Source organism: Caballeronia sordidicola (assembly GCF_000729995.1).
Lineage (GTDB): Bacteria > Pseudomonadota > Gammaproteobacteria > Burkholderiales > Burkholderiaceae > Caballeronia > Caballeronia sordidicola_A.
Genome location: NZ_JNFG01000016.1, coordinates 1 through 26,713 on the forward strand (window position 1 = coordinate 1; position 26,713 = coordinate 26,713).

Annotated in this window: 25 protein-coding genes; 7 read left to right on the forward strand and 18 right to left on the reverse strand. The window is 61.0% G+C overall.

The features are described from left to right. Positions 1–387 precede the first annotated feature (387 nt). Entirely contained in the window at positions 388–2,706 is a 2,319-nt protein-coding gene (locus FH08_RS0116535) for an FdhF/YdeP family oxidoreductase (protein WP_031359385.1), read from the reverse strand. 160 nt (positions 2,707–2,866) lie between these two features. Between FH08_RS0116535 and FH08_RS0116540 the strand changes: the two genes are divergently transcribed. The 3 genes from FH08_RS0116540 to FH08_RS0116550 all read left to right on the forward strand — a co-directional run bounded on the left by FH08_RS0116540 (position 2,867) and on the right by FH08_RS0116550 (position 6,752). Beyond that, a complete protein-coding gene (locus FH08_RS0116540) occupies positions 2,867–4,312 on the forward strand; it encodes a PLP-dependent aminotransferase family protein (protein ID WP_051888316.1) in 1,446 nt (481 codons plus the stop codon). Between the two features lie 17 nt (positions 4,313–4,329). Further along, positions 4,330–4,638, forward strand: coding sequence for a hypothetical protein (locus tag FH08_RS0116545; RefSeq protein ID WP_031359387.1), 309 nt, complete (start codon positions 4,330–4,332; stop codon positions 4,636–4,638). Positions 4,639–5,051: 413 nt separating this feature from the next. Further along, positions 5,052–6,752 carry a methyl-accepting chemotaxis protein gene (locus FH08_RS0116550; protein ID WP_031359388.1) on the forward strand — a complete coding sequence of 567 codons (1,701 nt, stop codon included), beginning with the start codon at positions 5,052–5,054 and terminating at the stop codon, positions 6,750–6,752. Positions 6,753–6,874: 122 nt separating this feature from the next. On the opposite strand, the gene FH08_RS0116555 is transcribed toward FH08_RS0116550, so the two are convergent. Together FH08_RS0116555 and FH08_RS49515 are read right to left on the reverse strand one after the other, a co-directional pair. Continuing rightward, on the reverse strand, positions 6,875–7,384 hold the full coding sequence (locus tag FH08_RS0116555) for a DUF1993 domain-containing protein (RefSeq protein ID WP_031359389.1): 510 nt from the start codon (positions 7,382–7,384) through the stop codon (positions 6,875–6,877). 490 nt (positions 7,385–7,874) lie between these two features. After that, positions 7,875–8,345 (reverse strand): cupin domain-containing protein, encoded by a 471-nt coding sequence (locus tag FH08_RS49515; protein WP_051888317.1) that lies wholly within the window; start codon positions 8,343–8,345, stop codon positions 7,875–7,877. A 125-nt stretch (positions 8,346–8,470) separates the two neighbouring features. Here FH08_RS49515 and FH08_RS0116570 point away from each other — a divergent pair, with 125 nt between their 5' ends. After that, a complete protein-coding gene (locus FH08_RS0116570; RefSeq protein ID WP_031359391.1) occupies positions 8,471–9,370 on the forward strand; it encodes a LysR family transcriptional regulator in 900 nt (299 codons plus the stop codon). 201 nt (positions 9,371–9,571) lie between these two features. Here FH08_RS0116570 and FH08_RS0116575 read toward each other — a convergent pair whose 3' ends face one another. Next, the gene (locus FH08_RS0116575) at positions 9,572–10,075 is read right to left on the reverse strand and encodes a hypothetical protein (protein WP_152602853.1); all 504 of its coding nucleotides are present in this window, start codon (positions 10,073–10,075) and stop codon (positions 9,572–9,574) included. A gap of 361 nt (positions 10,076–10,436) precedes the next feature. Here FH08_RS0116575 and FH08_RS0116580 point away from each other — a divergent pair, with 361 nt between their 5' ends. The 3 genes from FH08_RS0116580 to ydiK all read left to right on the forward strand — a co-directional run bounded on the left by FH08_RS0116580 (position 10,437) and on the right by ydiK (position 13,941). Then, positions 10,437–11,954, forward strand: coding sequence for a sensor domain-containing diguanylate cyclase (locus FH08_RS0116580; RefSeq protein WP_081889495.1), 1,518 nt, complete (start codon positions 10,437–10,439; stop codon positions 11,952–11,954). 256 nt (positions 11,955–12,210) lie between these two features. Next, a complete protein-coding gene (locus FH08_RS0116585; RefSeq protein WP_235210382.1) occupies positions 12,211–12,453 on the forward strand; it encodes a hypothetical protein in 243 nt (80 codons plus the stop codon). 357 nt (positions 12,454–12,810) lie between these two features. Continuing rightward, the gene (gene ydiK / locus FH08_RS0116590) at positions 12,811–13,941 is read left to right on the forward strand and encodes an AI-2E family transporter YdiK (protein ID WP_031359395.1); all 1,131 of its coding nucleotides are present in this window, start codon (positions 12,811–12,813) and stop codon (positions 13,939–13,941) included. Positions 13,942–14,027: 86 nt separating this feature from the next. Here ydiK and FH08_RS0116595 read toward each other — a convergent pair whose 3' ends face one another. From FH08_RS0116595 to acs, 14 genes are all read right to left on the reverse strand, one after another. Continuing rightward, entirely contained in the window at positions 14,028–14,351 is a 324-nt protein-coding gene (locus tag FH08_RS0116595; protein ID WP_031359396.1) for a chaperone modulator CbpM, read from the reverse strand. A 12-nt stretch (positions 14,352–14,363) separates the two neighbouring features. Next, the gene (locus FH08_RS0116600; protein ID WP_031359397.1) at positions 14,364–15,305 is read right to left on the reverse strand and encodes a DnaJ C-terminal domain-containing protein; all 942 of its coding nucleotides are present in this window, start codon (positions 15,303–15,305) and stop codon (positions 14,364–14,366) included. Positions 15,306–15,531: 226 nt separating this feature from the next. After that, positions 15,532–16,839: an NRAMP family divalent metal transporter gene (locus tag FH08_RS0116605; protein WP_031359398.1), complete on the reverse strand. Its 1,308-nt coding sequence runs from the start codon at positions 16,837–16,839 to the stop codon at positions 15,532–15,534. Next, entirely contained in the window at positions 16,832–17,806 is a 975-nt protein-coding gene (locus tag FH08_RS0116610; RefSeq protein WP_063771203.1) for a F0F1 ATP synthase subunit gamma, read from the reverse strand. Before FH08_RS0116610 ends, FH08_RS0116605 begins: the two co-directional genes overlap by 8 nt. After that, positions 17,803–19,395 (reverse strand): F0F1 ATP synthase subunit alpha, encoded by a 1,593-nt coding sequence (locus FH08_RS0116615; RefSeq protein WP_051888318.1) that lies wholly within the window; start codon positions 19,393–19,395, stop codon positions 17,803–17,805. Before FH08_RS0116615 ends, FH08_RS0116610 begins: the two co-directional genes overlap by 4 nt. Further along, complete coding sequence (locus FH08_RS0116620) at positions 19,392–20,126, reverse strand: F0F1 ATP synthase subunit delta (RefSeq protein ID WP_031359401.1); 735 nt, start codon at positions 20,124–20,126, stop codon at positions 19,392–19,394. The genes FH08_RS0116615 and FH08_RS0116620 overlap by 4 nt, the downstream gene beginning before the upstream one ends. 13 nt (positions 20,127–20,139) lie before the next feature. Next, positions 20,140–20,388 carry a F0F1 ATP synthase subunit C gene (locus FH08_RS0116625; protein WP_031359402.1) on the reverse strand — a complete coding sequence of 83 codons (249 nt, stop codon included), beginning with the start codon at positions 20,386–20,388 and terminating at the stop codon, positions 20,140–20,142. Beyond that, positions 20,385–21,083 carry a F0F1 ATP synthase subunit A gene (locus FH08_RS0116630; protein WP_031359403.1) on the reverse strand — a complete coding sequence of 233 codons (699 nt, stop codon included), beginning with the start codon at positions 21,081–21,083 and terminating at the stop codon, positions 20,385–20,387. The genes FH08_RS0116625 and FH08_RS0116630 overlap by 4 nt, the downstream gene beginning before the upstream one ends. After that, the gene (locus FH08_RS0116635) at positions 21,080–21,361 is read right to left on the reverse strand and encodes an ATP synthase subunit I (protein WP_031359404.1); all 282 of its coding nucleotides are present in this window, start codon (positions 21,359–21,361) and stop codon (positions 21,080–21,082) included. The genes FH08_RS0116630 and FH08_RS0116635 overlap by 4 nt, the downstream gene beginning before the upstream one ends. Continuing rightward, positions 21,358–21,630 (reverse strand): AtpZ/AtpI family protein, encoded by a 273-nt coding sequence (locus tag FH08_RS0116640; protein WP_200878759.1) that lies wholly within the window; start codon positions 21,628–21,630, stop codon positions 21,358–21,360. The genes FH08_RS0116635 and FH08_RS0116640 overlap by 4 nt, the downstream gene beginning before the upstream one ends. Positions 21,631–21,677: 47 nt before the next feature. After that, complete coding sequence (locus FH08_RS0116645; protein WP_031359406.1) at positions 21,678–22,121, reverse strand: F0F1 ATP synthase subunit epsilon; 444 nt, start codon at positions 22,119–22,121, stop codon at positions 21,678–21,680. After that, positions 22,118–23,596 carry a F0F1 ATP synthase subunit beta gene (gene atpD / locus FH08_RS0116650; protein WP_031359407.1) on the reverse strand — a complete coding sequence of 493 codons (1,479 nt, stop codon included), beginning with the start codon at positions 23,594–23,596 and terminating at the stop codon, positions 22,118–22,120. The genes FH08_RS0116645 and atpD overlap by 4 nt, the downstream gene beginning before the upstream one ends. A gap of 314 nt (positions 23,597–23,910) precedes the next feature. Beyond that, positions 23,911–24,522 carry an acetate uptake transporter gene (locus FH08_RS0116655; protein WP_031359408.1) on the reverse strand — a complete coding sequence of 204 codons (612 nt, stop codon included), beginning with the start codon at positions 24,520–24,522 and terminating at the stop codon, positions 23,911–23,913. 113 nt (positions 24,523–24,635) lie between these two features. Beyond that, positions 24,636–26,612: an acetate--CoA ligase gene (acs, locus tag FH08_RS0116660; RefSeq protein ID WP_031359409.1), complete on the reverse strand. Its 1,977-nt coding sequence runs from the start codon at positions 26,610–26,612 to the stop codon at positions 24,636–24,638. Positions 26,613–26,713: the final 101 nt, after the last annotated feature.

Here is a 26,713-nt window from a genome sequence, read left to right on the forward strand (position 1 = left end):
AGACGCCTCACCAAATCAATGATGAGCGCGTCTTTCTGCTCGTCCGTCAGATTTTTAAGGTTGGGCACAAATGTCATCTCCGAATCATGCCGAGCTTCGCAGCAGTTTACAAGTGCTGACTAGTTACCTTTGGACAAAGAAATGACGTGCCGCCACGCACAGTGGCTAACAGTGATAAAGAAAATAGCCAACTCAAGCAGACCACTAAGGCCGAAAGCAGCAACCCGGCAATGACCTCGACCGCTAACGCTAGAACCTAGCAACCCGGCATAGACCCCGACCGCTAACCCTGGACCCTGGCAACCCGGCACTAACCCCAACCGCAAACCCAGAACCCCGCCCCCCATCCAACCAAAACCCGTCCACCGCCGCGAGCAAAACACCCTCTCAAGCCGCCTCGAGCTGTTGCACCGAAGACGCACACAACAACACCGGAATAGACTTCGACGTAGGCGTCCCCGCGCCATCGGCAACACTCGACAACGGCACAAGCGGATTCGTCTCCGGATAATACGCACCCAGACAACCACGCGGAATGTCATACGCCACAAGCAGGAAACTGTCAGCCCGCCGCGTGATGCCGTCATCCCAAACGCTCGTGATATCTACCCGTTGACCTGCTTCGAACCCCAACATCTCGATGTCGAGTTGATTCGCAAACAACACCCTCCGCTGGCCGTACACGCCGCGATACCGATCATCGAGACCATAGATCGTCGTGTTGTACTGATCGTGTGAACGGGTGGTCATGAGCGTCATCAACCGCTCGCCATGTATCGTCCGGGCACGATGAATCGGGGTATCGAACTGGATGCCGTGCACCAGGAACTGCGCCTTTCCACTAGGCGTAATCCACACCCGATCACGCGACGCCACACCCAGATGAAATCCGCCCGGATGCTTGAGCCGTTCGTTGTAATTCTCGAACCCGGGAATCACTTTTTCGATGCCGTCGCGAATCAGCGCATAGTCGTTCGCGTGCGCGAGCCAGTCCACCTTCGCGCTGCCGAGCGTAGCCAGCGCCATGCGCGCAACGATCGCAATCTCCGACACCAAATTCGCCGAAGCAGGGCGGTTCATGCCGTACGAAATGTGCACCATGCTCATGGAGTCTTCCACGCTCACGCCTTGCGCCACGCCGTTCTGCATGTCGATTTCAGTGCGGCCAAGCGTGGGCAGGATCAGCGCATCGCGGCCATGAATCAGATGGCTGCGGTTCAGCTTCGTCGTGATGTGCACGGTCAGGTCGCATGAGCGCATCGCTTCCCATACACGCGGCGTATCAGGCGTCGCAATCGAAAAATTGCCCCCCAGCCCAATGAACACTTTCAGCTTGCCGGCGAGCATCGCTTCGATCGAACCCACGACGTCGTAGCCATGTTCGCGCGGCGGCTCGAAGTCGTACGCGGCGCCAAGCCGGTCGAGGAACGCTTGCGTCGGTTGCTCTTCAATACCGACCGTGCGGTCGCCCTGCACATTCGAATGCCCGCGTACCGGACACAATCCCGCACCCAGCCTGCCGATGTTCCCACGCATCATCATCAGGTTCGAGAGGAGTTGCACGGTTGGCACGGAGTTCTTGTGCTGCGTCAGACCCATGCCCCACGTCGAGATAACAGCGCGGCCGCGTGCGTAGATATCGGCGAGTTGCAGGACTTCGTCTTTCGGCACGCCCGATTCCGCGACGATCGCATCCCAGCTCTCGGCGCGCAGGTCCTCGGCGAAGGCATCGAAACCGACCGTATGCTCAGCGATGAACGCGATATCGAGCACCCGCGGCAAGCTTTCCGCGAGGGCTGCATCGTCGAGTTCGATCACGCATTTCGCCACGCCTTTGATCAACGCAAAATCCCCGCCAATCTTCGGGCGGATAAACACCGAACTGATTTTCGTGCTGCCGCCCGTGAGCATCTCGACCGGATGCTGCGGACTCGCGAAGCGTTCGAGACCGCGTTCACGCAGCGGGTTGATCGAGACGATCGTGGCGCCGCGCTTCGCACATTCGCGCAGTTCTCCCAGCATGCGCGGATGGTTCGTCGCCGGATTCTGGCCGAAGAGCAGCAGGGTATCCGCGTGCTCGAAATCCTCGAGCGTGACGGTGCCCTTGCCCACGCCTACGGTTCCCGGCAGGCCACGGCTGGTGGCTTCGTGGCACATGTTCGAACAGTCGGGGAAGTTGTTGGTGCCATACATGCGCACGAACAACTGGTACAGGAAGGCGGCTTCGTTGCTCGCGCGACCCGAGGTATAGAAGGCGGCGCGGTCAGGGTCATCGAGGCGATTCAGGTGGTCGGCGATCAGCGCGAACGCGTCGTCCCACGCAATGGGTACGTAGCGGTCACGCTCTGCATCGTAGACAAGCGGATCGGTCAGGCGGCCATGCTGCTCAAGCTCGTAATCCGACTGCGCCATCAACTGTTCGACGGTATGTTCTTCGAAAAATGCCGGCGTGACGCGCTTGCTGGTGGACTCGGCGGCCACGGCTTTTACGCCGTTCTCGCAGAATTCGAACGTGGACGCGTGCTCGCGATCCGGCCACGCGCAACCGGGGCAATCGAAACCGTCCGGCTGGTTCTGGCCGAACAGCGTGCGGTAATTTCCCCCCGACACCTTCTCCTTGAGGAGATTGAGGGCCACATACTTGAGCGCGCCCCAGCCGGCTGCAGGGTGCGTGTACGGTTCAATGCGAGGTTCGGGTTTTTTCACAGTGCCTGCCGCGGATTCTTGAGGGTTTTCACCAATGACGCAAGGCTACTGTGTTCCGAAAATGACGCGGTATACAGAAAAATAGATAAACGAGGAGTACAGTTGACGGCTCTCTGGGCCTCAAGCCTGTTCCTCCCACTCTTTTGCTTGTTCACCCACCGTGACGCTCTACGAAAAACTGGCGGCCGAGATCGAGGAAGCCGTGCGACGAGGGGTGTTCGCCGTGGGCGAGCGTGTGCCGTCGGTGCGTCAGGCAAGCGCCCAACAGGGCGTCAGCATCAAGACGGTCCTGCATGCTTACGCGCTGCTGGAAAGCCGCGGCGTGCTGGAAACCCGCCCGCAGTCGGGCTACTTCGTGCGCGAACTGCCGGCGCCACAGGCAGTCACACCTCCGGCCTCGCAGCCACCGCCGGTGGCATCGAAAGTCGATGTCAGCCGCCTCGTCCTGTCCACGCTTCGCTCCATCCGCTCGCACGACGCCATGCCGCTGGGGTCGCCTTATCCGGATCCGTCGCTGTTCCCGTGGCGTCGCATCAACCAGTTGGCGAACGCGATCGCGCGGCGGCATTCAAGCTGGAACCTGATGGACGACCTGCCGCCGGGCAACCCCGAACTGATCCGCCAGATCGCGCGGCGATACGCGGAGAACGGCGTGCCCGTCGACCCCGACGAGATCATCATCACCGTCGGCGCCACCGAGGCGATCAACCTGAGCCTGCAGGCCGTGGCGAAACCGGGAGACACCGTCGCAGTCGAATCGCCGACCTATTACGCGATGCTCCACGCAATCGAGCGCCTCGGCATGCGCGCGATTGAAGTGCCGACGCATCCGGTCGAAGGCATCGACATTGACGCACTCGCGATCATCATCCGCGAACACCGGATCGCCGCATGCATGGTCATGCCGAATTTCCAGAATCCCCTGGGTTTCGTGATGTCCGATGCCAACAAGGAGCGGCTTGTCGGCTTGCTCGCCGCGCATGAAATCCCGGTGATCGAAAACGATGTGTACCAGGAGTTGTATTACGGCGAAGCCCGTCCGTCGGCGCTCAAGAACTTCGATAAAAAGGGCCTCGTGCTGCACTGTGCGTCGTTTTCCAAGAGCTTGACGGCGTCTTACCGGATCGGCTGGGCGATGCCCGGGCGCTATCGCCGCGAGGTGGAGAAACTCAAGTTCCTGAACACGCTGACCACTCCTTCGGTGCCGCAGGTCGCGGTGGCCGACTACCTTCGGCAGGGTGGTTACGACCGTCATCTGCGGCATGTGCGCAAGGTGTACCGGCAGCAGGCGAGGCTCATGATTGCGATGGTCAAGCGCTTTTTCCCCGCCGGCACGCACATGTCCACGCCCATGGGAGGTTATGTGCTGTGGGTCCAGTTACCCGGCAATGTCGACTCCATGGATCTCTATGAAACAGCGCTCGCGCTCGGGATTACGATCGGGCCGGGCACCATGTTTTCATCGCGCGATGCCTTCCGTCATTTCATCCGGCTCAACTACAGTTACCCCTGGAGCACGCAGACGGAAGCGGCGGTGAAGAGGCTGGGCGAACTGGTCGCCGGCATGGCGCGCGAAGAAAGCAGAGACTCGTCAGAGACTAAATAAAGACAGGGACGAAAAACATGGACGATGAGATCGATCCGGCAATGATCGCGATCCTCGCGCAGTTATGGCGGGCGGCGCAGGAGACACCCGGGCGGGCGTGGTCGCTCGCGAAGTTATCGAAGCAATCGGGCGTGCCGATGAGCAGCCTGATTCGCCATCTGACCGCGCTGTCCGACGCGGCGTTGCTGGATTCCGCCAATCCGGCCGGCCCGGACTTCCAAGGTGAAAACACGGCAAATGCGCCCACGGCTGCGTTGAGCGAAGCGGGTCGCGAGCTATGCGCGCAATTATTCTCCCAGGCGCGCCCGGAGATCGACAAATTCTGAACGATCGTGCGCCCGCACGATCGCTATTGGCTGGTAATTGGCGGTCGGTCGCAATATCACGCGAGTTATTGCGTTTTCGATGGTGTAAATGACAAGTGGTTGTAAGGAATATCGAATTATTTTGTGTGGGGAGTGATTAGGTAGAAAACACTCGAAAACTGAGATAGTGGGGTAGAAAGCGCTATAAGCTACAGATTTTTAAACTCAAAGGTGTTGTTTTTACCGAAACCTCAAGTATCCGAGTAACTTCGCCTTCTATCGCGTCAAAAAAATTACTGTATAAATTCAATGACTTAAAAAATCTACCCTATTCTTCATATGTTTTTCGTCCAAGGTGGGAAACTGAAAGGTTGTTTCAGGAAATTGTGAATGCTCCGTAATCGTGTTCATCGTTGATCACACTGGAGCATGAGATGAATTTAAGTAACTTCAAGATAGGCACGCGGCTCGGAGCGGGTTTCGCGGCAATTCTGCTGTTGTTATGCACGGTCGGCGGGATGACGCTTTGGCAGGCGTCGCACATCTACGCCGGCACGTTGGAGCTGGGCAACGACTGGCTCCCCAGCGTGCAGGCTGCCGGCAGAATGCAGGCCTATGCGAACAATGCGCGTCGCACGACCTTGCGCTCGATCTTGGCAGTCGACCCAAAGGAAAAGCAGGAACAGCGCGCGTCGCACGACGCTTCTGTCGTCAAGCTTCAGGAGGTTTTCACGAAATACGAGAAGCTCGTGTCGTCGCCTGAAGAGCAACAACTTTTCGACAACATCAAAAACGCGTGGGCGCGCTACGCGGCTCTCGACGCAAAACTGCTCGACCTGTCCGACAAGGGTGAAGCCGGATTCAACGACGCTCGTGCGCTGTCAAGCGGCGAAGCCGGCGCCGCGTTCACCGACATGCTCAAGCTGATTGAAACGGATATCGAACTCAACCGCACGGGCGCTGAAGGGGAGGTCGCACGCGCGGTATCGACCTATGACACCGCCATGGTGAGCACAGGCTTGCTGATCGCTGTCGCGGTATTCGCGGGCATTGCGATCGGCTGGTTGATCACACGCTCCATTACCACTCCGATCAGGCGCGCTGTCGTGATTGCCGAGACCGTTGCCCTGGGTGACCTGACCGCGAACATCGAGGTATCGGGCAAGGACGAAGCCAGTCAGTTGCTGGCGGCGATGCGTCACATGAACGAGCGGCTGGTCGATGTAGTGGGCCGCGTGCGCAACAGCAGCGAAAGCATTGCCACCGGATCCGCGCAGATTGCAGCAGGCAACACGGATCTCAGCCAGCGCACGGAAGAGCAGGCGGCTTCGCTGGAAGAAACCGCGGCGAGCATGGAGCAACTTACCGCGACCGTGAAGCAGAATGCGGAGAATGCGTTGCAAGGTAATTCGCTGGCGGCCAACGCGTCGGAGACGGCCGTGCGCGGAGGCGAGGTCGTCAATCGCGTGGTCCAGACGATGAGCGAAATTTCCAGCAGCTCGGAACAGGTGGCCCAGATCATCACGGTGATCGAAGGCATTGCATTCCAGACGAACATCCTTGCGTTGAACGCGGCAGTTGAGGCGGCGCGCGCGGGTGAGCAGGGCCGCGGGTTTGCCGTGGTGGCTGGCGAAGTGCGGACGCTGGCTCAGCGCAGCGCATCGGCGGCTAAGGAGATCAAGGACCTGATCAGCGCGTCGGTGCAGCGGGTGCAGGTCGGCACGCAACTGGTTGACGAAGCCGGGCGCACGATGGGCGAAGTGGTTCAGTCGGTCAAGCGCGTCACGGACCTGATGGGTGAGATCAGCGCGGCGTCGGGTGAACAGCACACCGGAATCGAGCAGGTCAATCAGGCGGTCGGGCAGATGGATGAGGTGACGCAGCAGAACGCGGCGCTGGTCGAAGAAGCGTCCGCCGCCGCGCAGTCGATGGCAGCTCAGTCAGGCACCTTGCGCGAGCTTGTCTCGGTGTTCCGGATCAGTGCTTCCGATCCGGTTGCACAGACCTTCACGCCGGTGAAAGCAACCCCGGCGGTCAGTCGCCCGGCGAGCAAGACCAAGCCTGCGAAACGGTCGGCGGCTGCGCCCCGGATCGCGCCGGTCGTCGGCAAGGATCCGGAATGGCAGACTTTTTGAGCGTTTGAAACTGGAAGCTTGAAATTCGAAGTTTGAAGTTTGAAATCAAGCCGGCTGCAACGGACTGTGTCGAGTCCCTTGCAGCCGGCTTGATGCATCTGCGCTCGATGCATCTGGCTCGATTAATAAGCGCCCATGTAATCGCGCTTGCCGATATCCACGCCGTTGTGGCGCAGGATTGCATACGCGGTCGTCACGTGGAAGAAGAACTGGGGCAGGCCGTAGTGTTGCAGATAGGCGCTGCCGGGCAGCTTCTTCTCTTTCGGCGTACCCGGGCGCAGCACGATTTCCTTGTTTTCGCTGCCTTCGAATTGCGCTGCATCGAGCGTGCCGATGTAAGCCAGTGCCTTCGTCACCAGTGCTTGCAGATCGGCGAACGTGACTTCGGTATCGGCCCACGACGGCACGTCCACGCCGGCCAGGCGCGAGGTCACGCCTTTGCTGAAGTCAGCGGCGATCTGTACCTGGCGCACCAGCGGAAACATGTCCGGGAACAGGCGTGCTTGCAGCAGCGCGTTCGGGTCGATGTTCTTTTCGGTGGCGTGCGTTTCCGCTTTCTTGAGCACGTCGGACAGGGCGGTGAGCATCTGCTTGAAAACCGGGACGGACGTGCTGTACATGGAGATGGTCATGATCACTCTTTCAGTCGATGGGGGTTGCCGGCGCGAATAAGACCGCGGCGGTTTGTTTATCTTGGTTTATCTCGCGATAGTTCTGGGCGCGTGATCGAACCGGCTGGCCACGCGCTTACCTATGCGGCACGCACCAAGCGACGCAGGGTCGCTTCAGAGCAAAACCGCGTGGCTTAGTCAGAGCGCTGCACCCAGCCCAATGCCGCGCACGATTATAAGCGCGCTGTGGCCAATGCCGGGTTGCACACGGTTTCGGGGTTAGCGGTGCTGGGTCGTTCGCTTGCCCGCTCGATCGCGCACGTTAGCGGGTGACGCTATGAGTCAAGCGCTCGTAAATCCGTGCACGCTGACCGATTCAAATTTTCGTGCTCGATGATGAACTCGCGCGAAGTATCGGCGGTTTGGTTTTTCGCACGCCGACGCGCAAGACAAGCCGCTGAGCGATTAAAGCGTCGGCCCGCGCAGGTAACCCGGCATTAACGCAGAACCGCTAACCAGGATGCTGCCCATCCGGTAAAAACCTGATCCCAAAGCGCGGCGCGGCTTCACGCATGCGCCCGATATCTTCGGGCAACGGCGCAACAGGCGTGACCGGACCTGCCTGTACGTCGGCGCAAGCGTCGACGAAGTCATCGAATCCGGCGGGTGTGCAGACGATCAAATACCGCGACGGCAAGTCGGTATTGTTGGCCAGCCGATGCGCAACGTTTCGCGGCAGCAAAGCCGTTTCGCCCGGATGCACCCTGACAAGCTTGCCATCGACCGTAACGTCGACCACCCCCTCAAGCACAACAATCGTTTCTTCCTCGCGCTCATGCATGTGCAGTGGCGTAGCCCGGTTCGGCGGCCCGAAGAATTCCATCATGCAGAACGCGCCGCCCGTCTCCTTCCCGGACATCAGCAAACGCATCCGCGTACCGGCAAAGTTATATTCGGGCGGGTTGGTATTCAATACAAACATGGCATTCCTCGACAAGATCATGGGCTTGGGCATTGACTATAAATCGCAAGCCTTTCGAGAAAAAGATGCGTCGATGCCGTAACATTCACGGCAACATACCGTGAATTGATCATTGACCGTCGACCATGAAAAATCTCAAACAATTTCTGAGTTTTGCCGCGGTGGCGAGAAATAGCAGCTTCGCGGCGGCCGCCCGCGAACTCGGTCTTGCACCCTCGTCGGTTGCGAAGAGCGTGGCGCGTCTCGAAAGCGATCTTGGCGTCAGGCTGTTTCATCGAACGACGCGCGCAGTCCGGCTTACGGCGGAAGGCGACGCTCTGTTTGCAAAGTGCGCGCGGGTCCTGGAAGAGATCGACTCGCTGGAGTTATCGACGGCACGCTCGGCCGAAGCGCCGACAGGCACGTTGCGCGTGGGCGCGCCGATAGGTTATGGAACACGCAGGATTGTCCCGGTGTTGAACCGCTTGCTGCAAGCTTATCCCGCGCTCAACGTCGATATGCGCCTCACAGACGAGCGGGTGAACCTGGTGAACGAAGGCCTGGATGCGGTGATCCGCATAGGTTCGCTGGACGACTCCGGTCTGGTTGCGCGCCTGTTCGACCGTCAGCATCTCGTGCTTTGCGCCAGTCCCGCTTACATAAGAATCCACGGCGCATTGCGTACTGTCGAGGAGGTCGAGACGCGATCGGTCATTGCGTTCCGGATGCCTACCTCCGGCCGGGAACGCCCGCTGGAGTTCTTGCATGGCGGGGAACAGATTCAACTCCGGCCACCATCGCGCTTTGCGTTGAGTCATGGAGACGCCATGGTCGAAGCGGTATTGCAGGGTGCCGGAATAGCACAGGTGCCTGAGCACATGGTGGCGGACCACATCAGGCAGGGGGCGCTGGTCGAGGAGTTGCCCGGATATCGTCCGGCCCCGCTGCCGGTCAGCGTGTTGACGTCCAGCGCGCGAATGATGCCGCCAAGAGTGCGTTCATTCATCGATGCCTTGCTGGATGAAAAGAGCGTGAGCGTTGCGTGAATCGCGATGACGGCCGGCACCGGCGAGTCAATGTGCATCGCGAACAAACGCATGACGGCGTGGCGTCTACAGCGCGCGCCGACTAAATGGGCAATCAACGATCAACATCGAAACGGCGGGCGACACCCATCCCTCGAAGCATCGTCCATGCTTCGATCTCCCCGAGCGCCACTCCCGATAACCGCGAAGGATTACATCGTCTTACGCGGGTACGTCGGCGGCAACTTTTGAATAGTCGCAAAACTCCCGGAAATCGTTCGCCAGGATTTGCAATAGCGCGGTGCCTTTGCGCCCGGTGGTGCGATAAAGTTCGCCGTCGCGGCAGCCCGCCTCCATGCCTTTGCCAAAAGCCTCCGAGCTCATGATCGCGCTGTCGATCACATGGCTCAGCGATGCGTGGCCGTCAGGAAAAATCAAATTGATGACGAGGCCGGTGGCTGCAAGCGGAACATCGGAATCGTCAATTTGCCACGCCGCGCAAATCGGCCCGCAGAATCCCTGGAGATAACCAACCAGCTTTGCTTCCAGGTCGACGGGCAGGGTGCGGCAAGCAAGCTCTGACCGTGCAATGGTGGGAATGGTTAGTGCTGCGACGATCGCCGCAATCTTGCGGGCGGTCGCCAGCACTTGGGTGTCTTGCGTCACTTCATGGACTTGATATAGCCGTTGGAACATCGACGCCTCCTTATGGGCCTGGTTTTCCACGAACACACCGGACGGGGTTGATGGAATATGATTCGTAACGCGGGAAACAGCGGCGGGGGTGACACATTGGATGACGCATTCGGTAAAACATTCGGTGGCACATTCTCCGTTGGAAACCCGCTCGCCAATAATGGCGTGTGCATAACGGCATGGCAAATGAACGGCCGGCCCAGTAGCTAGTAGTAATACTGATAGTGACGCGAGGGGTGAACCGGGTAATGATGCCTTTCGAATGGAGGTTCGGCGGCGGGATGTCGGTCAGACATTAGTTGAACGAGAGATCCGCGGATGCATCGAGGCTGATCCGGCGGGACCAGGGACGAGAACCGTCTCCTATCAAGTAGAAAAGACCGCAACCACAATGACAAAAGCAGAGCAATCCAGCTGCGTCGGCATCGTGAGCCGCATCAAACGAGGGCTGTCGACGTCCGTTGTTGTCGTTTCGTTTGGCGTTTTTACAGCAGTTGTCATGGTGGGCCTGTGCTGTGTGGTCCTGTATCAGAGTCGCCAGGATGCGCTGGAGCATACCCGCGACACTTTGCGCGATATCGCAGTCATCGCACAGCGCGATATCGAACGCAATCTCGAACTTTACGAACTGTCGCTGCAAGCTGTGGTCGACGGGCTTCAACAAGCGGACGTGATGGCCTTGTCGCCGCACATGCGCCGGGAGGTACTCTTCGACCGAGCGGCCAGCGCGAAATATCTGGGCTCCATGCTGGTGATGGATGCGCAAGGTAACGTTGTCATCGACTCCGGCAGCGACACGCCAAGAACCGGGAATTTCAGCGACAGGCCGTATTTCACGGTTCAACGCGACAATCCCCACGCGGGTCTCTATATAAGCGACCCGTACCTGTCTCGCTTGCGCAACGGCACGCCAAGCATCGGCCTGAGCAGACGGCTTTCCAACCCGGACGGATCGTTTGCGGGGATCGTGCTGCTGGCGGTGAATATTGCGTACTTCCACGACTTGTTCGCCGGTTTGACGCTTGGGCCCCATGGATCGCTTTCGCTGATCAGCAGGGACGGCTCAATGCTCATGCGGCAGCCTTACGATCCCAGGGTGATCGGGCGAAACATCAAGGACGCTGCCACGTTCAAGCAGTTTTTATTAGTGCCGGAGGGGAGCTTCAGCGAAAAGTCGTCAATCGATGGCAATCGCCGGCTCTATTGGTTTGCCAACTTCCCGCACGCGCCTCTCATCATCATGGCGGCGTCGTCCGAGGAGGATATCTACGCTTCCTGGCGGCGCCGGGCTCTCACGATCGGGTCGCTGATGGCCGTGTTCGGCGCAGCGTTCGTCGGGCTCTCCATTTTGCTTGGCGCGCAGTTGCGGCGGCGCGTGCGGGCCGAGTCGGAGCTGGAATTACTGGCGAGAACGGACGGCCTGACAGGACTCAACAACCGCCGCAGTCTTGGCGAGATACTTGAACTCGAGTGGCGGCGTGCGAAGCGCTCGCAGAGTGTGCTGTCGCTGCTGTTCGTCGATATCGATCGATTCAAGGCTTACAACGACACCTACGGACATCAGGCCGGCGACGATACCCTGGCGGCCGTCGCCCGCTGCATTGCCGACAACATCCGGCGTCCGGCCGACAGCGCCGCGCGCTATGGAGGAGAAGAGTTCATTGTCGTGCTTCCCGATACTTCGGCGCTTGGCGCTTCGCTGATCGCGGAGAAGATCCGCTCCGCTATTTGCGCATGCCATATCGAGCACGTGGGCAGTGAGTATGGATGCGTGACCGCGAGTATTGGCGCGGTGAGCCGTGAGCCGCAGATGGACGACGAACTGACGACGGTCATCAAGGCCGCCGACGAAGCCTTGTACTACGCCAAGGCGACGGGCCGCAACAAGGTGTCGACCGCTGAAGCCTGAGGCGTCGGGTCACGGCCTCGTGCGTCACGTTTGATTTAAGTTCTTGCTACATTTAGCGTTAACATGAAGGGCGCCACGTCGGGTCCAGGGTATTCGCGGCGGTTCGGGAGGGGAAAGCCGCGCTGCGTTGGCCGGATTGGTACGTGTCGAGAAAATCCACTCAACCCTTCATGTGACTACGAGAATGAGAAAGTATCTGCAGCTCGGCGCTGTTATGACGGCGCTTTTGATGTCTGGTTGTGCGACCGTTTCAAGCATGTCACCAACGACGACCACGCAGTCCCTGGACACCACATCGCAGTCGTATGCGTTGATGACCGTCACGCTCAAGAACGCCTATCACACGAGCTATCAACCGAGTCCCATCGTCGTGAATATCGAGCGTGGCGCCTGCGAATTCCGCAAGGACTTTCCGGCGTTGCGGGACGCATCGATCGACCGCGAAGTGCTGCCGGCGTGGGACAAGGAGAAGGCAACGCAGTGGTGGGCCGCGCATTAAGACGTGTGCCGGTGACTGGCGGTCGTGGCCTCATTTCCTGTATAAGGTGATGCGAACGCGTCGACCGTCGCAGCCAATGCAATGAAGTTTGACAACATGCCCGCATTCAGTTCCTGAGACATATCGACATCCGGGGCGAAGCCTGTCAAAGTCGCTTCGCCGCGCGCATGGGGTGATTTGCTCCCCGCGGAAGCAGTCGACAGCGCATGTCCAGACCGGACACACTGTTGCAAACCAATAGCCGGTAAACTAGATCATGCATCGGGCTCGCAGTGCGGCTCGTGCAGCCGGATCCGATGTCGGGTGTCCGGTGCGCGCGTTCAAGCACAGCCAGGATATTCTTGTCAGGAGCACGAAATGAATGAAACGACCCCGCGTCCACCCGTCGATATTGCCCGCATTCTGTTCGTTATTGTCATCCTGTCCGCGTTGACGATCGGCAGCCTTTATGTTCTGCGGCCTTTCATTCCTGGGCTTATTTGGGCGACTACCATTGTGGTTGCAACTTGGCCCGTGATGCTCGCAGTGCAGCGCCGCGTCGGCAATCGCCGATGGATTGCCACCGTGGTAATGCTGTTCATCCTTCTGGTCGTCATTGCACTACCGCTCTATGAAGCCGTTTCGACGCTCGCCTTGCACGCGACCGAGATCATGGGAACCATCAAGCTTCTTCCAAGCTATGCACTGCCGCCACCGCCCGGCTGGGTCGGCGATATTCCGCTGGCCGGGCAGCGCGTCGCGCATGAATGGCAGACCCTGTCGGACGCCGGGCCGGGTGGCATCCTGGCGAAGCTGGAACCGTACCTGACGATTGTCGCGCGCTGGATGCTTGGCCATGCAGCGGCTGTCGGCGTGTTCGTGATCCACATGTTCGTCACGATCATCATCGCGGGCATTCTCTATACCCAGGGCGAAGCAGCGGGGCGCTTCGTGACGCGTTTCGCAACCCGTCTGGCCGCTCAGCGCGGCGCGTCAGCGGTCAAGCTGGCGGGGCTGGCCATTCGCGCGGTCGCGCTCGGGATTGTCGTGACAGCGGTGGCGCAGTCCGCGCTGGGCGGGATCGGTCTGTGGGTCGCCGGCGTTCCTGCTGCCGGAATTCTGACCGCGGTGATGCTGATGTTATGCCTGGCCCAGATCGGCCCGCTGCTGCCCTTGCTCGGCGGCGTCGCATGGCTTTTCATGCATGACGCAACCGTCGCCGCGATCCTGTTGCTGATCTGGTCAGTCGCGGTCGCCATGCTTGACAGCCTGTTGCGGCCGGTCCTGATCAGGCGTGGGGTGAATCTCTCGATGCTGCTGATCCTGGCCGGCGTGTTGGGCGGCATGTTCGCGTTTGGGATAGTAGGTTTGTTCGTCGGCCCGGTGATTCTGGCGGTAGCGTCGACGCTGCTGGAAGCGTGGATGAACGAACCTCCGCCCGTGGTCGTTGTCGATGTTGCGGAAAGCGATCGGGTAACGACAGCAGGGAATCCGAAAGACTTCTCCTAGCAGCAGGGGCTTGAAGGTACCTCCGCACTGCGGTGTGCCGGTTCATGGCTATCCGCCATGAACCGGACTCAACCCCGTCCACGCGATCATCGCGGGTGTCCGAGCCGCGCTTTCGTCGCGTGTATTTCCGCTTGCAGTTCATCTATGCGCTGCAACAACGATAGCGCCAGCGCAAGACCTCGCCGGTCGAGTTCGAAGTCATCGCGTAGCCGCCGTGCCGTCTTCACGGTGACAACATAACGAAGCTGGAACATGCGCGTAGGTGTGCCGGTGTCCACCGGCTTGATGACGTCGGTATCAATGAGGTCTTCAATTTCCTCAATCGATAAACCCGACACCTCGGCCAGATATTCAACCTGGCAAACGTCCACGTCGTTAAGCCAGACCGACTCGCTCAATGGTGTGCTCATGGCTTTTTCTCCTTACGCGAAATGTTGGCGCGGGTTGAAGTTCGATGCCGCCTTCAGTTGTTCCAGCAACTCGTGTTCACGAGCGCTCACCGTCTTCGGCACTTCTATCCTGACCACCGCATACAGCGCCCCGACGTTGCCATCGGCCGATGCCAGTCCGCGTTTGGCGAGCCGCAATTTTTGCCCGGCAGTCGTGCCGGGTTTCACGTTGAGTTCCACCGTTCCCGCAAGGGTGGGGACGTGTACGCTCGCCCCCAACACGGCTTCCCAGGGCGCGAGCGGCAGGTCGATATACAGGTCGCGGCCATCGGGCCGATAAAGCGGATGCGGTTGCAACTGAAGCGACACATACAGGTCGCCGGGCCGTCCGCCGTTAAAGCCCGGGCCGCCCTTGCCGGCCAGCCGCAGGCGCTGGCCGTTTGCGGCCGATTTGGGAATGGTGATTCGAAAGGTCCGCGGCACGCGATGCGCAAGGCCATTGGCGTCGTACTCGGGAAGCTCGGCGCTCAGTTCGATCTCGTCGCCGCGATGGATCTGCTCGAGCGTTACCGGCGCGGCGATCTCATAGTCCTGCCCGGGGACAGGAAAGCTTTGTCTACGATGACCACCCCCGCTGCCACCGGCTCCGCCTCGGCCAAAGGCTGCAAAAAGATCGGCGAGGTCGACGTCGTCGAGACCGGCATCGCCCGTATGGAAATGTTGCTGCCAGTCCGGTGGCGGCGTGAACGATTCGCCGGCTGGATGTTTGCCCAGGTTGTCGTAAGCTTCGCGCTTTTCCGTGTCTTTCAGCGTGGCATAGGCTTCGGCGACGTCCTTGAACTTCGCTTCGTTGTCCGGTTCGGCGGAGACGTCGGGATGATATTTGTGAGCGAGCTTGCGGTACGCCTTCTTGATGTCCGCGAGTGTCGCGGTGCGCTCGACTCCCAAGGCTTCGTAATAGTCCTTGAATTTCATTTCAGACCCAAAATAAAAGTGGAAGGAGTTTTCGTCTGAACTGATGCGTCGCGACGGCGGGTATCGCGTTTGCCCGGTCGCGTTATTTAGCGTCCCCAGTCAGTCACGTCGCCTGATAAGTTTAGGTCAATGCGGCGCAGGGCGGGAAACAGCAAACAAGTGCCTGATAGCTCTGGCACGCGGTCAGGAGCAAGCCGCGCACCCGCAGAGACACAGCAGCGCAACATCAGATCGAGGTCACTACCATGCCCACCGAAATCACCAGCATGACCGCCGTGGCCATCCAGCCCAGCGCTCGCAGCCAGCCCTTGGCCGCAAACTTTCCCATGATGTCCGGTCGGGACACTATTTTCATCATCACGAACATCACCGGCACGGCGACTACGCCGTTGAGCACCGCGCTCCAGTAGAGCGCCTTGATCGGGTTGATCGATGTAAAGTTGATAACCATGCCGATCAGCGTAGCCACTGCGATGGTCGCGTAAAAGGCCTTCGCTTCCTGCATTTTGCGCGTGAAGCCCACCGGCCAGCTCCGCGCTTCACCAATCGCATATGCCGCCGATCCCGCAAGAACAGGCACGGCCAGCAAACCGGTTCCGATCAGCCCGACCGTGAAAAACAGCGCGGCGAACGGGCCGGCAATAGGCCGCAAGGCCTGCGCGGCCTGTGCCGACGTTTCAATATCGACAATACCGCCTGCGTGGAGGGTTGCCGCCGTCGTCGCGAGGATGGCCAGCGCGACCAGGTTGGACAATCCCATGCCGGCAAGCGTGTCGACCTCGATACGATGCAGCGCTTGAGGACCTTGTTCAGGTGCATCGAATAGATCGAGTCGGCGCGGATGCACGTGCATGTCCTCGACTTCCTCATCCGATTGCCAGAAGAACAGGTAGGGGCTGATCGTGGTGCCGAACACTGCCACGACGGCAGTGAGATACGCCGATGTCCACACGGGCCGCGGCAGGAGCAGGTTGCTGGCGAGTTGGCCCCAGTTAACGTGCGCCACCGCCAGCACGGCGAAATACGCAAAGAGGGACAGCGTGAACCACTTCAGCACCGCCACATAGCGCGTGTATTGCAGCAAGAGCTGCATGGCGACGCAGATCACCGAGAACAGCAGCACGTAGAGCCATTTGGGGCCGGGCAGCAACAGCGCGAGGGCATCGGCCATGGCACCGAGGTCCGCACCCAGGTTGACTATATTCGCAATCAGCAGGAGCACCACGATCCACTGCAACAGCCACGTCGAGTAGTGCAGACGCAGCACGCCTGCTATGCCGTGTCCCGTCGTGCGGCCGATGCGCGCGCTGATCATCTGGATGGCGACCATCAGCGGGTAGCTGAACAACAGCGTCCACGACAGTCCATAGCCGAAGGCCGCGCCGACCTGACTGTAGGTGGCGATGCCACTGGGGTCGTCGTCAGAGGCGCCTGTGATCAGGCCGGGCCCCAACACGCCGAGCAAATGGGGTTTGGTCGGGCCGATCACCGGATCGCGGCCCTCTGCATCGTATTCCTCGGAAGGCTCATCCATGATGGTTTGGGGATGTCAGAAAGAGGGGATGGAGCCGCGCCCCGCAGTCCCGGGTCGGTTTAGGGCGCGATTTTTTTGAAGGTCTGCCGGCGGCGATGCTTCCTGCGGAAAGCTCCACGATCTCCGACGTGATCTCCTCTTGCCTCAGCCGTCGATAATCTCCGGTCAATGCTTCGAGCTTGTCATGCACGTTCGTGCGTGCAGCGATCATCGCCCGCATGCGCGCTTCGTTTTCTGCAGCGAACGACAGCATGATGGCCTCGCAAAGCTGCGCGAAGATGTATTCCTCCGCAAGCTGCGATAACAGGCGTTGCGGTGGGAGCGTAATGAGCGGCGGATTGCGGCGCTGCGTTTTCAATGACGCAGCCGAGAAGCGTGCGTAGTCGAACGGCAGCAGGATCTGCTCGACGGTCTGGACGGAAGCCGTTGGGTTCGGCGTTGCGTGAATCACGCTCACGCTCGTGGTTCGCCCAGCGACCAGGCGTTGGAACAACACGCCGGTGAGGCGATCGGCGAGTGCAGGCACTTCGTCGGCATGAGTGACCATTGGCGCCGACCAGCCGACATTCAGCCCGCGTTCCGTCGCCGCCACGATCCCCCGGTCGCCGAGCAGCAGGTATTCCGTCGATGAAGCGCGCGCGGATCCGAGGCTCGATGCAAGCGCTGCATCGATTACATGCTCGTTGAACGTGCCGACAAAACCCTGTTCTGCGCACAGGACGATCACCATAGCGGCATCCTGCTTTGCGGGCGCGTTTGAGGTTTCGGGTGACACGTGGTCGTCGATCAGCAGCAACGCGTCGCCGATCGCCGCGCTGACTATCCGCGCGCAGGTCCGAATGCCATCCAGACGGCTACGCGCTTCACGCGAGCGTGCCGCAGCGATACCGCGCATTGCACCGACCACGGACTCAAGACCATGTACGCCATTCATGCGCGCCTGAACTTCGCTGAGTTTGTTGCTCATGTCGAAGTGGCCTCGGGTTTGGTTTCCTGCCTGGCTTCAGCTTCAGGCGCCGCGCTGACTTGTACTGCAAGGTCGCGTACTGCCGCGACCAGACCGCTCAGCGTTGCTTCATCTAGCGTCCCTGTGGCAACTAGCGCGGCGCTCGCCGCAGGGCCACCATGCGCATCCAGATGCGCGGCAAGACGCGTGCGAACCGTCGCAATGCAGCCGACCGGCAGCGTGTCAAACACGCTGTCGGCGAGCGCGGCCAGCAACGCGATTTCATCGACGGGGCGCAGCGGCGCAAAACGTGGCTGCGTGATCAATGCGCGAATGCGCTGGCCTCGATCCACTTGCGCTTTGACCCTTGGCTCCATCGCACCGCCGAAACGCGTGAACATTTCAAGTTCAAGGAACTGCGAATAATCGAGCCGCAAGCGCCCGGATACCTTGCGCAACGCCGCCAACTGCGCCTTGCCGCCGACCCGGCTCACGCTCAGGCCGACGTCCACGGCAGGGCGCTGGTTGGCAGCAAAAAGCGCAGCGTCGAGCATGATCTGCCCATCGGTAATCGAGATCAGGTTGGTGGGAATGTAGGCGGACAAATTGCCGGCATCGGTCTCCGCTATCGGCAACGCCGTGAGCGATCCGCCGCCCAATTCCTTGGACAATTTCGCCGCGCGCTCCAGCAACCGCGCATGCAGGTAGAAGATATCGCCGGGATACGCTTCGCGGCCCGGTGGTTCGCGCGTGAGCAACGCGAGTTCGCGATGCGTTGCGGCATGCTTGCTCAAATCGTCGATCACGATAAGCGCATGTTGCCCACGGTCACGAAAATATTCGGCGATGGAGAAACCGCTGAACGGCGCGATCCATTGCAAACCCGGGGAAGCTGCCGCCGACGCGACCACGAATACGCATCGCTCGGGCGCGCCGTGGCGGCGCACTGCGTCGATTACACGCTGCACGGCGGTAGCACGCTGACCGATCGCCACATACACGCAGATCATGTCGGTGTGCTTCTGGTTTACGATCGTATCGATGGCAATCGAGGTCTTGCCAGTAGCCCGGTCGCCGATGATCAGTTCGCGCTGGCCACGGCCGATAGCAAACAACGCGTCGATCAACAGGATACCGGTGGCGACCGGTTGCGCGACCAGATCCCGGTCGATGATGGAAGGTGCGGGCCGCTCTATCGGCAAATGCATTTCAGCCGCCACGGGTTCATCGTTGTCGAGCGGCCGGCCGAGCGGATCGACCACTCGCCCGAGCAGCCCGGGACCGACCGGCACTTCCACTACTTGCCCCGTCCCGGCGACGCGAGAGCCGGCGGAAATCGCATCGCCGTCGTCGAGCAGAACCGCGCCGATAGCATCGGCGTCCAGTGTGAGCGCAAAGCCGAACCGGCCGCCCTCGAAGCGCAGCAGTTCGTTCAGGCGCACATCGGGCAGGCCGGAGACGGAAGCAATGCCGTCGGACACGTGTTCAACGCGCCCGACCGTTTCCGCTTGGGGTGCAAACTGAGTGCGGGCGAGGGCGGCGCGGCTGCTGATAAGCCAGTCGCTGTCTACTTTGTCTCCTGTAGCGAGGTCGGTTTCGATGGGTGTCATGAGCTGAGGAGCTCCGTTTTCAGGCCGGCGAGATCGTGGCGAAAACTGTTGCGCACGAGTGCGTGCGGCGCTTCCAGTTCAAGTCCTGCAATCACGGCGGGATCGACCTTGACCTGAACCTGCAAAGGATGCCCCAGCGCCTGCGTGAACGCGGTTTGACATGCCGCCAGTTCATCGTCGGTGAGAGCGCGTGGCACGATCAGGTGGACCGGTTCTTCGTCGCCAGTCAGTTGTCCCCGCGTAGCCTCGGGCAGCGCGGCGAGCTCGCGCGCCAGTCCATCGATGAACCCCGCGATCCGTGCCTCGGCAGGCAGGCGATCGAGTAGCCGCGCGGTGACATCGAGTGCGAACTGCGACGCCCGATCGGAGTCCGCTGCGGCGGCCTCGCGGCGGCTGGCGTCGATTGCGGTTTGCGCCGCCGTGCGCATCTGGTCCGTCTCGGTGCGTGCCGCGTTCTCGAGTGACGTCTTGAGTTGCGCGGCTTCGGCCGTCGCCGCTTCGAGCAGGTGCGCGCGTTGCGCGGCAACTTCAGCACTATCAGCGGCGGCCTTCTGCTGCTCACCGATGGCCGCGGCTTTGGCTGCGGCGGCATCGGCCATCAGCGCTGCGGCTGCATGCTGGCGCTCCTCCACGATCTTTGCCACCGGGCGAAAAAGAAAGCGCGCCAGCAACCACACGAGCACGAGCGCGTTGACGGTCTGCAGCAGGAGAGTCCACCAGTCGATGTGCATGATCAGTGTGCGCTCACTTCACGAACGGATTGGCGAACAGCACGAGCAGGGCGATCACCAGACAGTAGATTGCCATGGTCTCGATCATCGCCAGGCCGACGAACAGCGTGCGCGAGATTGTGCCGGCCGATTCCGGTTGCCGCGCGAGCGCGTCCATGGCGGCCGCAACCGCGCGGCCTTCGCCGAGCGCCGGCCCGATTGCACCAAACGAGACCGCAAGCGCTGCGGCGAGAATGCTCACTACCTGGATCAGATTGTTCATTGTTGGCCTGCCTCTTTGCTGGAAGTCTTTGTGGGGTTTTCGGCTAGCGCGGCGCCAATGAAGACCATCGCGAGAACCGTGAAGATGTACGCCTGCACGGCGCCGGTCAGGAGGTCGAGCGCCATCAGCGGGATGGGGACGAGCAACCCGGCGAGCGACAGCACGATGCCGACGACGAATACGCCGCTCATCACGTTGCCGAACAGGCGCACGACCAGCGAGAAGGTCCGCGTGATTTGCTCGACCACATTGAGTGGGATCATGATCCAGGTGGGTTCGGCGAAGGTGGCGAGGTAACGGCCCAGGCCGCGCGTGCGGACGCCGTAGAAAATCGTCGCGCAGAACACGATCAGGGCGAGTGCGGCATCGGTTTCTACATGAGCTGTAGGGGGTTCGACACCCGGCAGCAACGACGACCAGTTGCTGACCAGGATAAACAGGAAGAGCGTGCCGACCAGCGAGCGATAACGCTCAGGCTCGGCTTGCATGGTGTCGCGGATCTGGTCGTCTATGGTGCTGACCAACAGTTCGAGCACCGTCTGTACTTTCGATGGCGTGAGCGACAAGCGGCGCGTGTACCACGCGGCGCCTCCGCCAAGCAGGGCCATGATGACCCACGTCGCGACTACGGGCGCCGATACATCGATGGGCCCAATATGGAACAGCGTGGCAGTGACGAGCGGCGAGGCAATCATGGCGTGCTGACCTGCACTCGCCGCAGGATGACGCTGCGCGCCAGCAACAAACCGGCCGCGCCGCATAACAGCGGCCACGCGCCAAGTTTCGCCAGGATACCGAACAGAATGACCACGCCTGCGAGGCGCAGGAGTTGCAGGCCGAATGCTTTGGCTGGCGTGCCGGAGACCAGCAACCGGATGTTCCAGTGCAAGGTCGAGAAGTGGATTGCACCGGCCGCGAGGCCGACGCTCACACCAATCGCGATCTGGGCTGCGAGCGGTAAGTGGTAGGTCATTGCCGATCTCTCCGGGTTTGCCGATGCATCCATTTCCATGCGGACCACAGTCCGACGGCCGCACCGGCCATGAGTAGCGGCGCTGAGAAAAACACGCCGGTGTTGAAGTGCCGGTCGAGCCAGTGGCCAATGACGAGCCCAAGCAGTGTCGGCACGACGATGGTCCAGCCGAGGATCCCGATCTGACCGAGGCGGACACCGAGCGATGGTTCCGGCTCTTCCTGCGCTTCGCGTTTGCGCTGCACGGCTTGCCGGGCGGCATGCGCCATGCGGTCCGTTTCGCGCTTGGGATCGATATCGTCAGGTGAGGGCTGGGTCACGATCCGGCTCCGTCCGCCGGTCTTGCGCTCGGGCGCAGATACCGCAACAACTGCCGCACGGCTTGTGCATGAAGACGGGTTTCATCGACGCGAGCACGCCTCACTGCATCGAGCTGTGCCGCGCGCGCGGCATCGACTTGCGACTCGAGTACCTCGAGCGATTTTCCGCTTGTGCCCATCACACCTTCGCGGCACGCAATCGATATCTCATGTCCGCCCGACACGCGCAGCACGCCTTCCTTCACCGCGCAAAATTGTTCGATGCCGTCGGCTGCGTGCCAGCGCAGCACGGACGGCGCAAGCACGGTCAGGAACGCCGCATGGCCGGGCAAAATGCCGAAACTGCCGGTAGCATCTTCAGCGCGCAGCGCGACGACCTCTGCGCTGTCGAACAGCACGCGCGCCGGCGTGGCGATGGTCAGATGCAGGAGCGCGCTCATGATTCGACATGCTCCGCTGCTGGTTCGGCCTTGGCCGCAGCCGCCGGTGAAGAGGCCGCTTCGCGAGCGCGGGCTTCATCGAGTGTGCCGATCATGTAGAGCGAGCTTTCCTGCCAGTTGTCGCAGTCGCCGGCGAGGATCGCCTTGCAGCCGGCGATCGTATCGGCGACTGCTACGGAGCGGCCGGGCACACCCGTAAACGCCTCCGTGACGGTGAACGGCTGGCTCAGGAAACGCTGCAGGCGGCGCGCCCGTCCAACGATGCGACGATCGTCCACGCCCAGTTCCTCGACACCCAGCAGCGAGATCACGTCCTGCAGTTCCCGATAATGTTCGATGGTCTTGCGCACCTCGATAGCGATCGCAGCGTGCTCGTCGCCGACGAAAGCCGGATCGAGCAGGATGGACGACGAAGCGATCGGATCGATGGCGGGATACATGCCCTCGGCGGCCATCGAACGCGACAGGACGATCATGCTGTCCACATGCGCCGCGATGGTGGTCACGGCCGGGTCGGTGAAGTCATCCGCCGGAACGTAGACGGCCTCGATCGCGGTCACCGACACGCCGCCGACCGACACAATGCGCTCCTGCAGCGCGGCTACTTCGCTTGCGAGCGTCGGCTGGTAGCCAACCCGCGAGGGCAGCCGTCCAAGCAGGCCTGAAACTTCAGCGCCGGCCTGGACAAACCGGAAGACGTTGTCCATCAGCAGCAGCACGTTTTGGTGACGTTCGTCGCGGAAGTATTCGGCGACGGTGAGCGCGGTCAGCGGCACTCGCCAGCGCGCGCCGGGCGGCTCGTTCATCTGGCCGTAGACCAGCACGGTGCGCGGCAGCACGCCGGAGTTGCGCATGTCGAGCAGCATCTCGTGGCCTTCCCGCGAACGTTCGCCGACCCCGGCGAAGACGGAGATGCCTTTGTAGCGTTCGACCATTGCATGGATGAGTTCCATCACGAGCACGGTCTTGCCGACCCCGGCACCGCCGAAGGTGGCAGCCTTTCCACCCTGCGCAAGCGGGGTCAATAAATCGATGACCTTGATCCCGGTCCAGAAGATCTCGGTGGCAGCGCTCTGCGACGCAAACGGCGGCGGGGCGCGATGAATCGGGCGGCGCGGGACATCGTCGGCGAAGGGGGCGCCGCGGTCTCCCGGCGTGCCGGTGACATCGATCAGACGTCCAAGCATGGCTTCACCGACTGGCACGAGGATCGGCCCGCCCGATGCGCGCACGGCCGTGCCGCGATTTAACCCGTCGGTCGACTGCAAGGCCAGCGCCCGCACCGTGTGTTCGTCCAGATGAGCCTGCACTTCGGCGATGATCGGCGGTCCGCGATCGGTGAAGATGGAAAGCGATTCTTCGATGAGCGGCAACGCAGCGTTATCGAAAGCGACATCGACGATCGCACCCCGCACGGCGACTACCCGGCCCTGGGGTTTTTCAACCGGACTCGCGTTCTCCACACCGTCCGTCAAGGGATGGTTTTCGGTGGGGGCGACCGGCGGGCGAGTGTTCAATTTGATTCCTTCAGACAGACTGCATTCCCACCAACCAAACGGGGGCAGTGCATGCGCCCGGTGACATGTCGTGAAAGTGATGTGGACGCGAGGGACTGCAGAAGAACGGCGCGTGCTCGAGTCAACTCTATCGTCTGAGGGGTGAGGACCCTTGATCTTTATCAATCGTTGACGAGGCGCGTTCGCAGCGTTAGCGGAGCAGCATTTCCGGCAGTGACCCGCTCCGTTGCAACGACGGCGCGCAAGACCTTGGCGCCGCCGTCACCTGTCGGTCAGCTTCGCTGGAGGTTCCCGGCTGAATCAACCGATACCGACCCCACAATCGCCCCGCCGGCTATTCCCACAGGCAGTACGCTGCGCCCGTGCGTCTCGTTGATGATTTCCGCAGCGGACAGATAGAACGCCAGCGCTGCAGTGACCAGGCCGCAATAGCCGCCCGCGTGATGCAGCCACACGAGTCCGGTCCATTCGCTTGCGGCCAGCACGAAGAAGGTGATCCAAAGGACGAGGAACACCAATTGCAGCGCACGTGCCGAGCGCCATGTCGCGACCCACATGTACAGCGTGAATACGCCCCACAGGAACAGGTACCAACCAATAAAAGCGGCCGGCACCTTGTCGTGCAGGAACAGCACAAAGAGCGCGAGCGACCACCAGAATGCCCCGTAGCTGAGGAAAGCGGTGGCGCCGAACGTGTTGCCGCGCGGTATTTCCATGATCCCTGCTATTGCCTGTGCTGTGCCGCCGTAAGCGAAGGCGACGGCGAGCACCATGCCCATGGCGTCGCCTGTGAACCAGCCGGCGTTGATCATGCTGAGCAGCCAGGTTGTCAGAGCAAATCCGGCGAGCCCGAGCGACGCGGGGTTAGGTGTCTTGAAGTTCATGATGAGTCTCCTGATGGAAACAAAATCTGTCGCGCAGCAGTCTGGACGAATGAACGGTTGCGCGACGCAAGCTTAGGGTTGAACGTTCTCGATATGCGGTCTTTAAGCGCTCATTAAGCAGGATCGGCGAACTGCGCGATCACCTGCGGATTTTCAACGGTCGACGTGTCTTGCGAGACTTCTTCGCCCTTCGCGACCGAGCGCAACATGCGGCGCACGACCTTGCCGGAACGCGTTTTTGGCATCGCGTCGCCGAAGCGGATCTCCTTCGGTTTTGCGATTGGACCGATCTCCTTGCCGACCCATGCGCGCAATTCATCGGCTATGCGCTTCACGTCGGTGCCGGTAGGGCGCGGGCCTTTCAATACGACGAATGCGACGATGGCTTCCCCGAATGTTTCATCAGGGCGACCAACGACCGCCGCTTCGGCGACCAGCGGGCACGCCGACAGCGCCGACTCGATTTCCATCGTGCCCATGCGGTGACCCGATACATTAAGCACATCGTCAACACGGCCGGTGATCGTGAAATAACCTGTGTCGGCGTCGCGAATCGCGCCATCTCCGGCGAGATACAGATTGCCTCCGAGTTCCTCCGGGTAATAGCCATTGCGAAAGCGATCCGGGTTGCCCCAGACGGTGCGGATCATCGACGGCCAGGGCTTGCGGATGACCAGCACGCCGCCTTGTCCGTTCGGGACCTCGTTGCCGGTTTCATCGACGATCGCGGCATCTATGCCGGGCAGCGGCAGCGTGCAGGAGCCAGGAACAAGCGGGGTTACGCCCGGCAACGGCGTGATCATGTGACCGCCTGTTTCGGTCTGCCAGAACGTGTCGAGCACGGGGCACTTGCCACCGCCAACATGCTCCGAATACCAGTTCCACGCGCTCGGGTTGATGGGTTCACCAACTGTGCCGAGGATGCGCAACGTGCTCAGGTCGAAGCTTCCCGGATGCACCGCGCGATCCGCTTCAGCGCTCTTGATGAGAGAGCGGATGGCAGTCGGCGCGGTGTAGAAAATCGACACCTTGTGGCGTTCGATCATGTCCCAGAAGCGGCCGGCGTTCGGGTACGTGGGCACGCCTTCGAAAATGACCTGGGTTGCGCCAACGGCGGTCGGCCCGTAGCAGATGTACGTATGCCCCGTGATCCAGCCGATGTCGGCGGTACACCAGAAGACATCGTCGGGCTTGATGTCGAAGGTCCACTTCATGGTGACCGCGGCCCACAGCAGATAACCTCCCGTGCTGTGCTGCACGCCCTTCGGTGCGCCGGTGGACCCTGACGTATACAACACGAACAGCGGATGCTCGGCGCTCACCCACTCGGGCTCGCAGGTATCCGGCTGGTCATTCTCCAGCTCATGCAGCCACGCGTCGCGGCCGCCGATCCATGGAATCCGGCCACCCGTGCGCCGGTAGATGACGACGGTCTTCACGGCGTCGGTGCCGCCCATTGCAAGCGCCTCGTCCACAATGCTTTTCAGCGGCAGCGTCTTGCCGGCGCGAACCTGCTCGTCGGCGGTAATGATGGCTACCGCGCCAACGTTCGTGATGCGCTCATGCAGTGACTTCGCGGAAAAGCCACCGAACACGACGCAATGCGGTGCGCCAATGCGCGCGCAGGCCTGCATCGCGACAACACCTTCGACTGACATCGGCAGATAGATGACGACGCGGTCGCCTTTCTTCACGCCGCGTGCCCGCAGTGCATTCGCGAGCCGGCATACCCGGTGATACAACGCCTGATACGTGACGGTGGAAACTCGGCCGTCGTCGGACTCGAAGATGATCGCGGTCTTGTTCGCATTGCCGCTGGCCAGATTGCGGTCGAGACAGTTGTACGACGCATTCAGTTCGCCGTCTTCGAACCACTTGTAGAACGGCGCGTCCCGGTCGTTGAGAATCTGCGTGAACGGGCGGCGCCAGGTCAGATGCTCGCGCGCAAGACGTGCCCAGAACGCTTCGTGATCCTGAGCAGCCTCAGCCACGAGCGCACGGTAGGCGTCCATGCTTTCAATTGCGGTGCTGCGGCCTGCCGGAGGAATGCCCTGGGCAGGGACGAGAGGGGTTGATTCGATGGTAGACATGGTCTCCTCGCTTTAGTCATGGATCATGAGATCGGCGAGCCAACAGGGGTCGTCGCTTGGGGAAGGGTTTTTGATAAAGGGCTCTTGATGGCCCGATGATG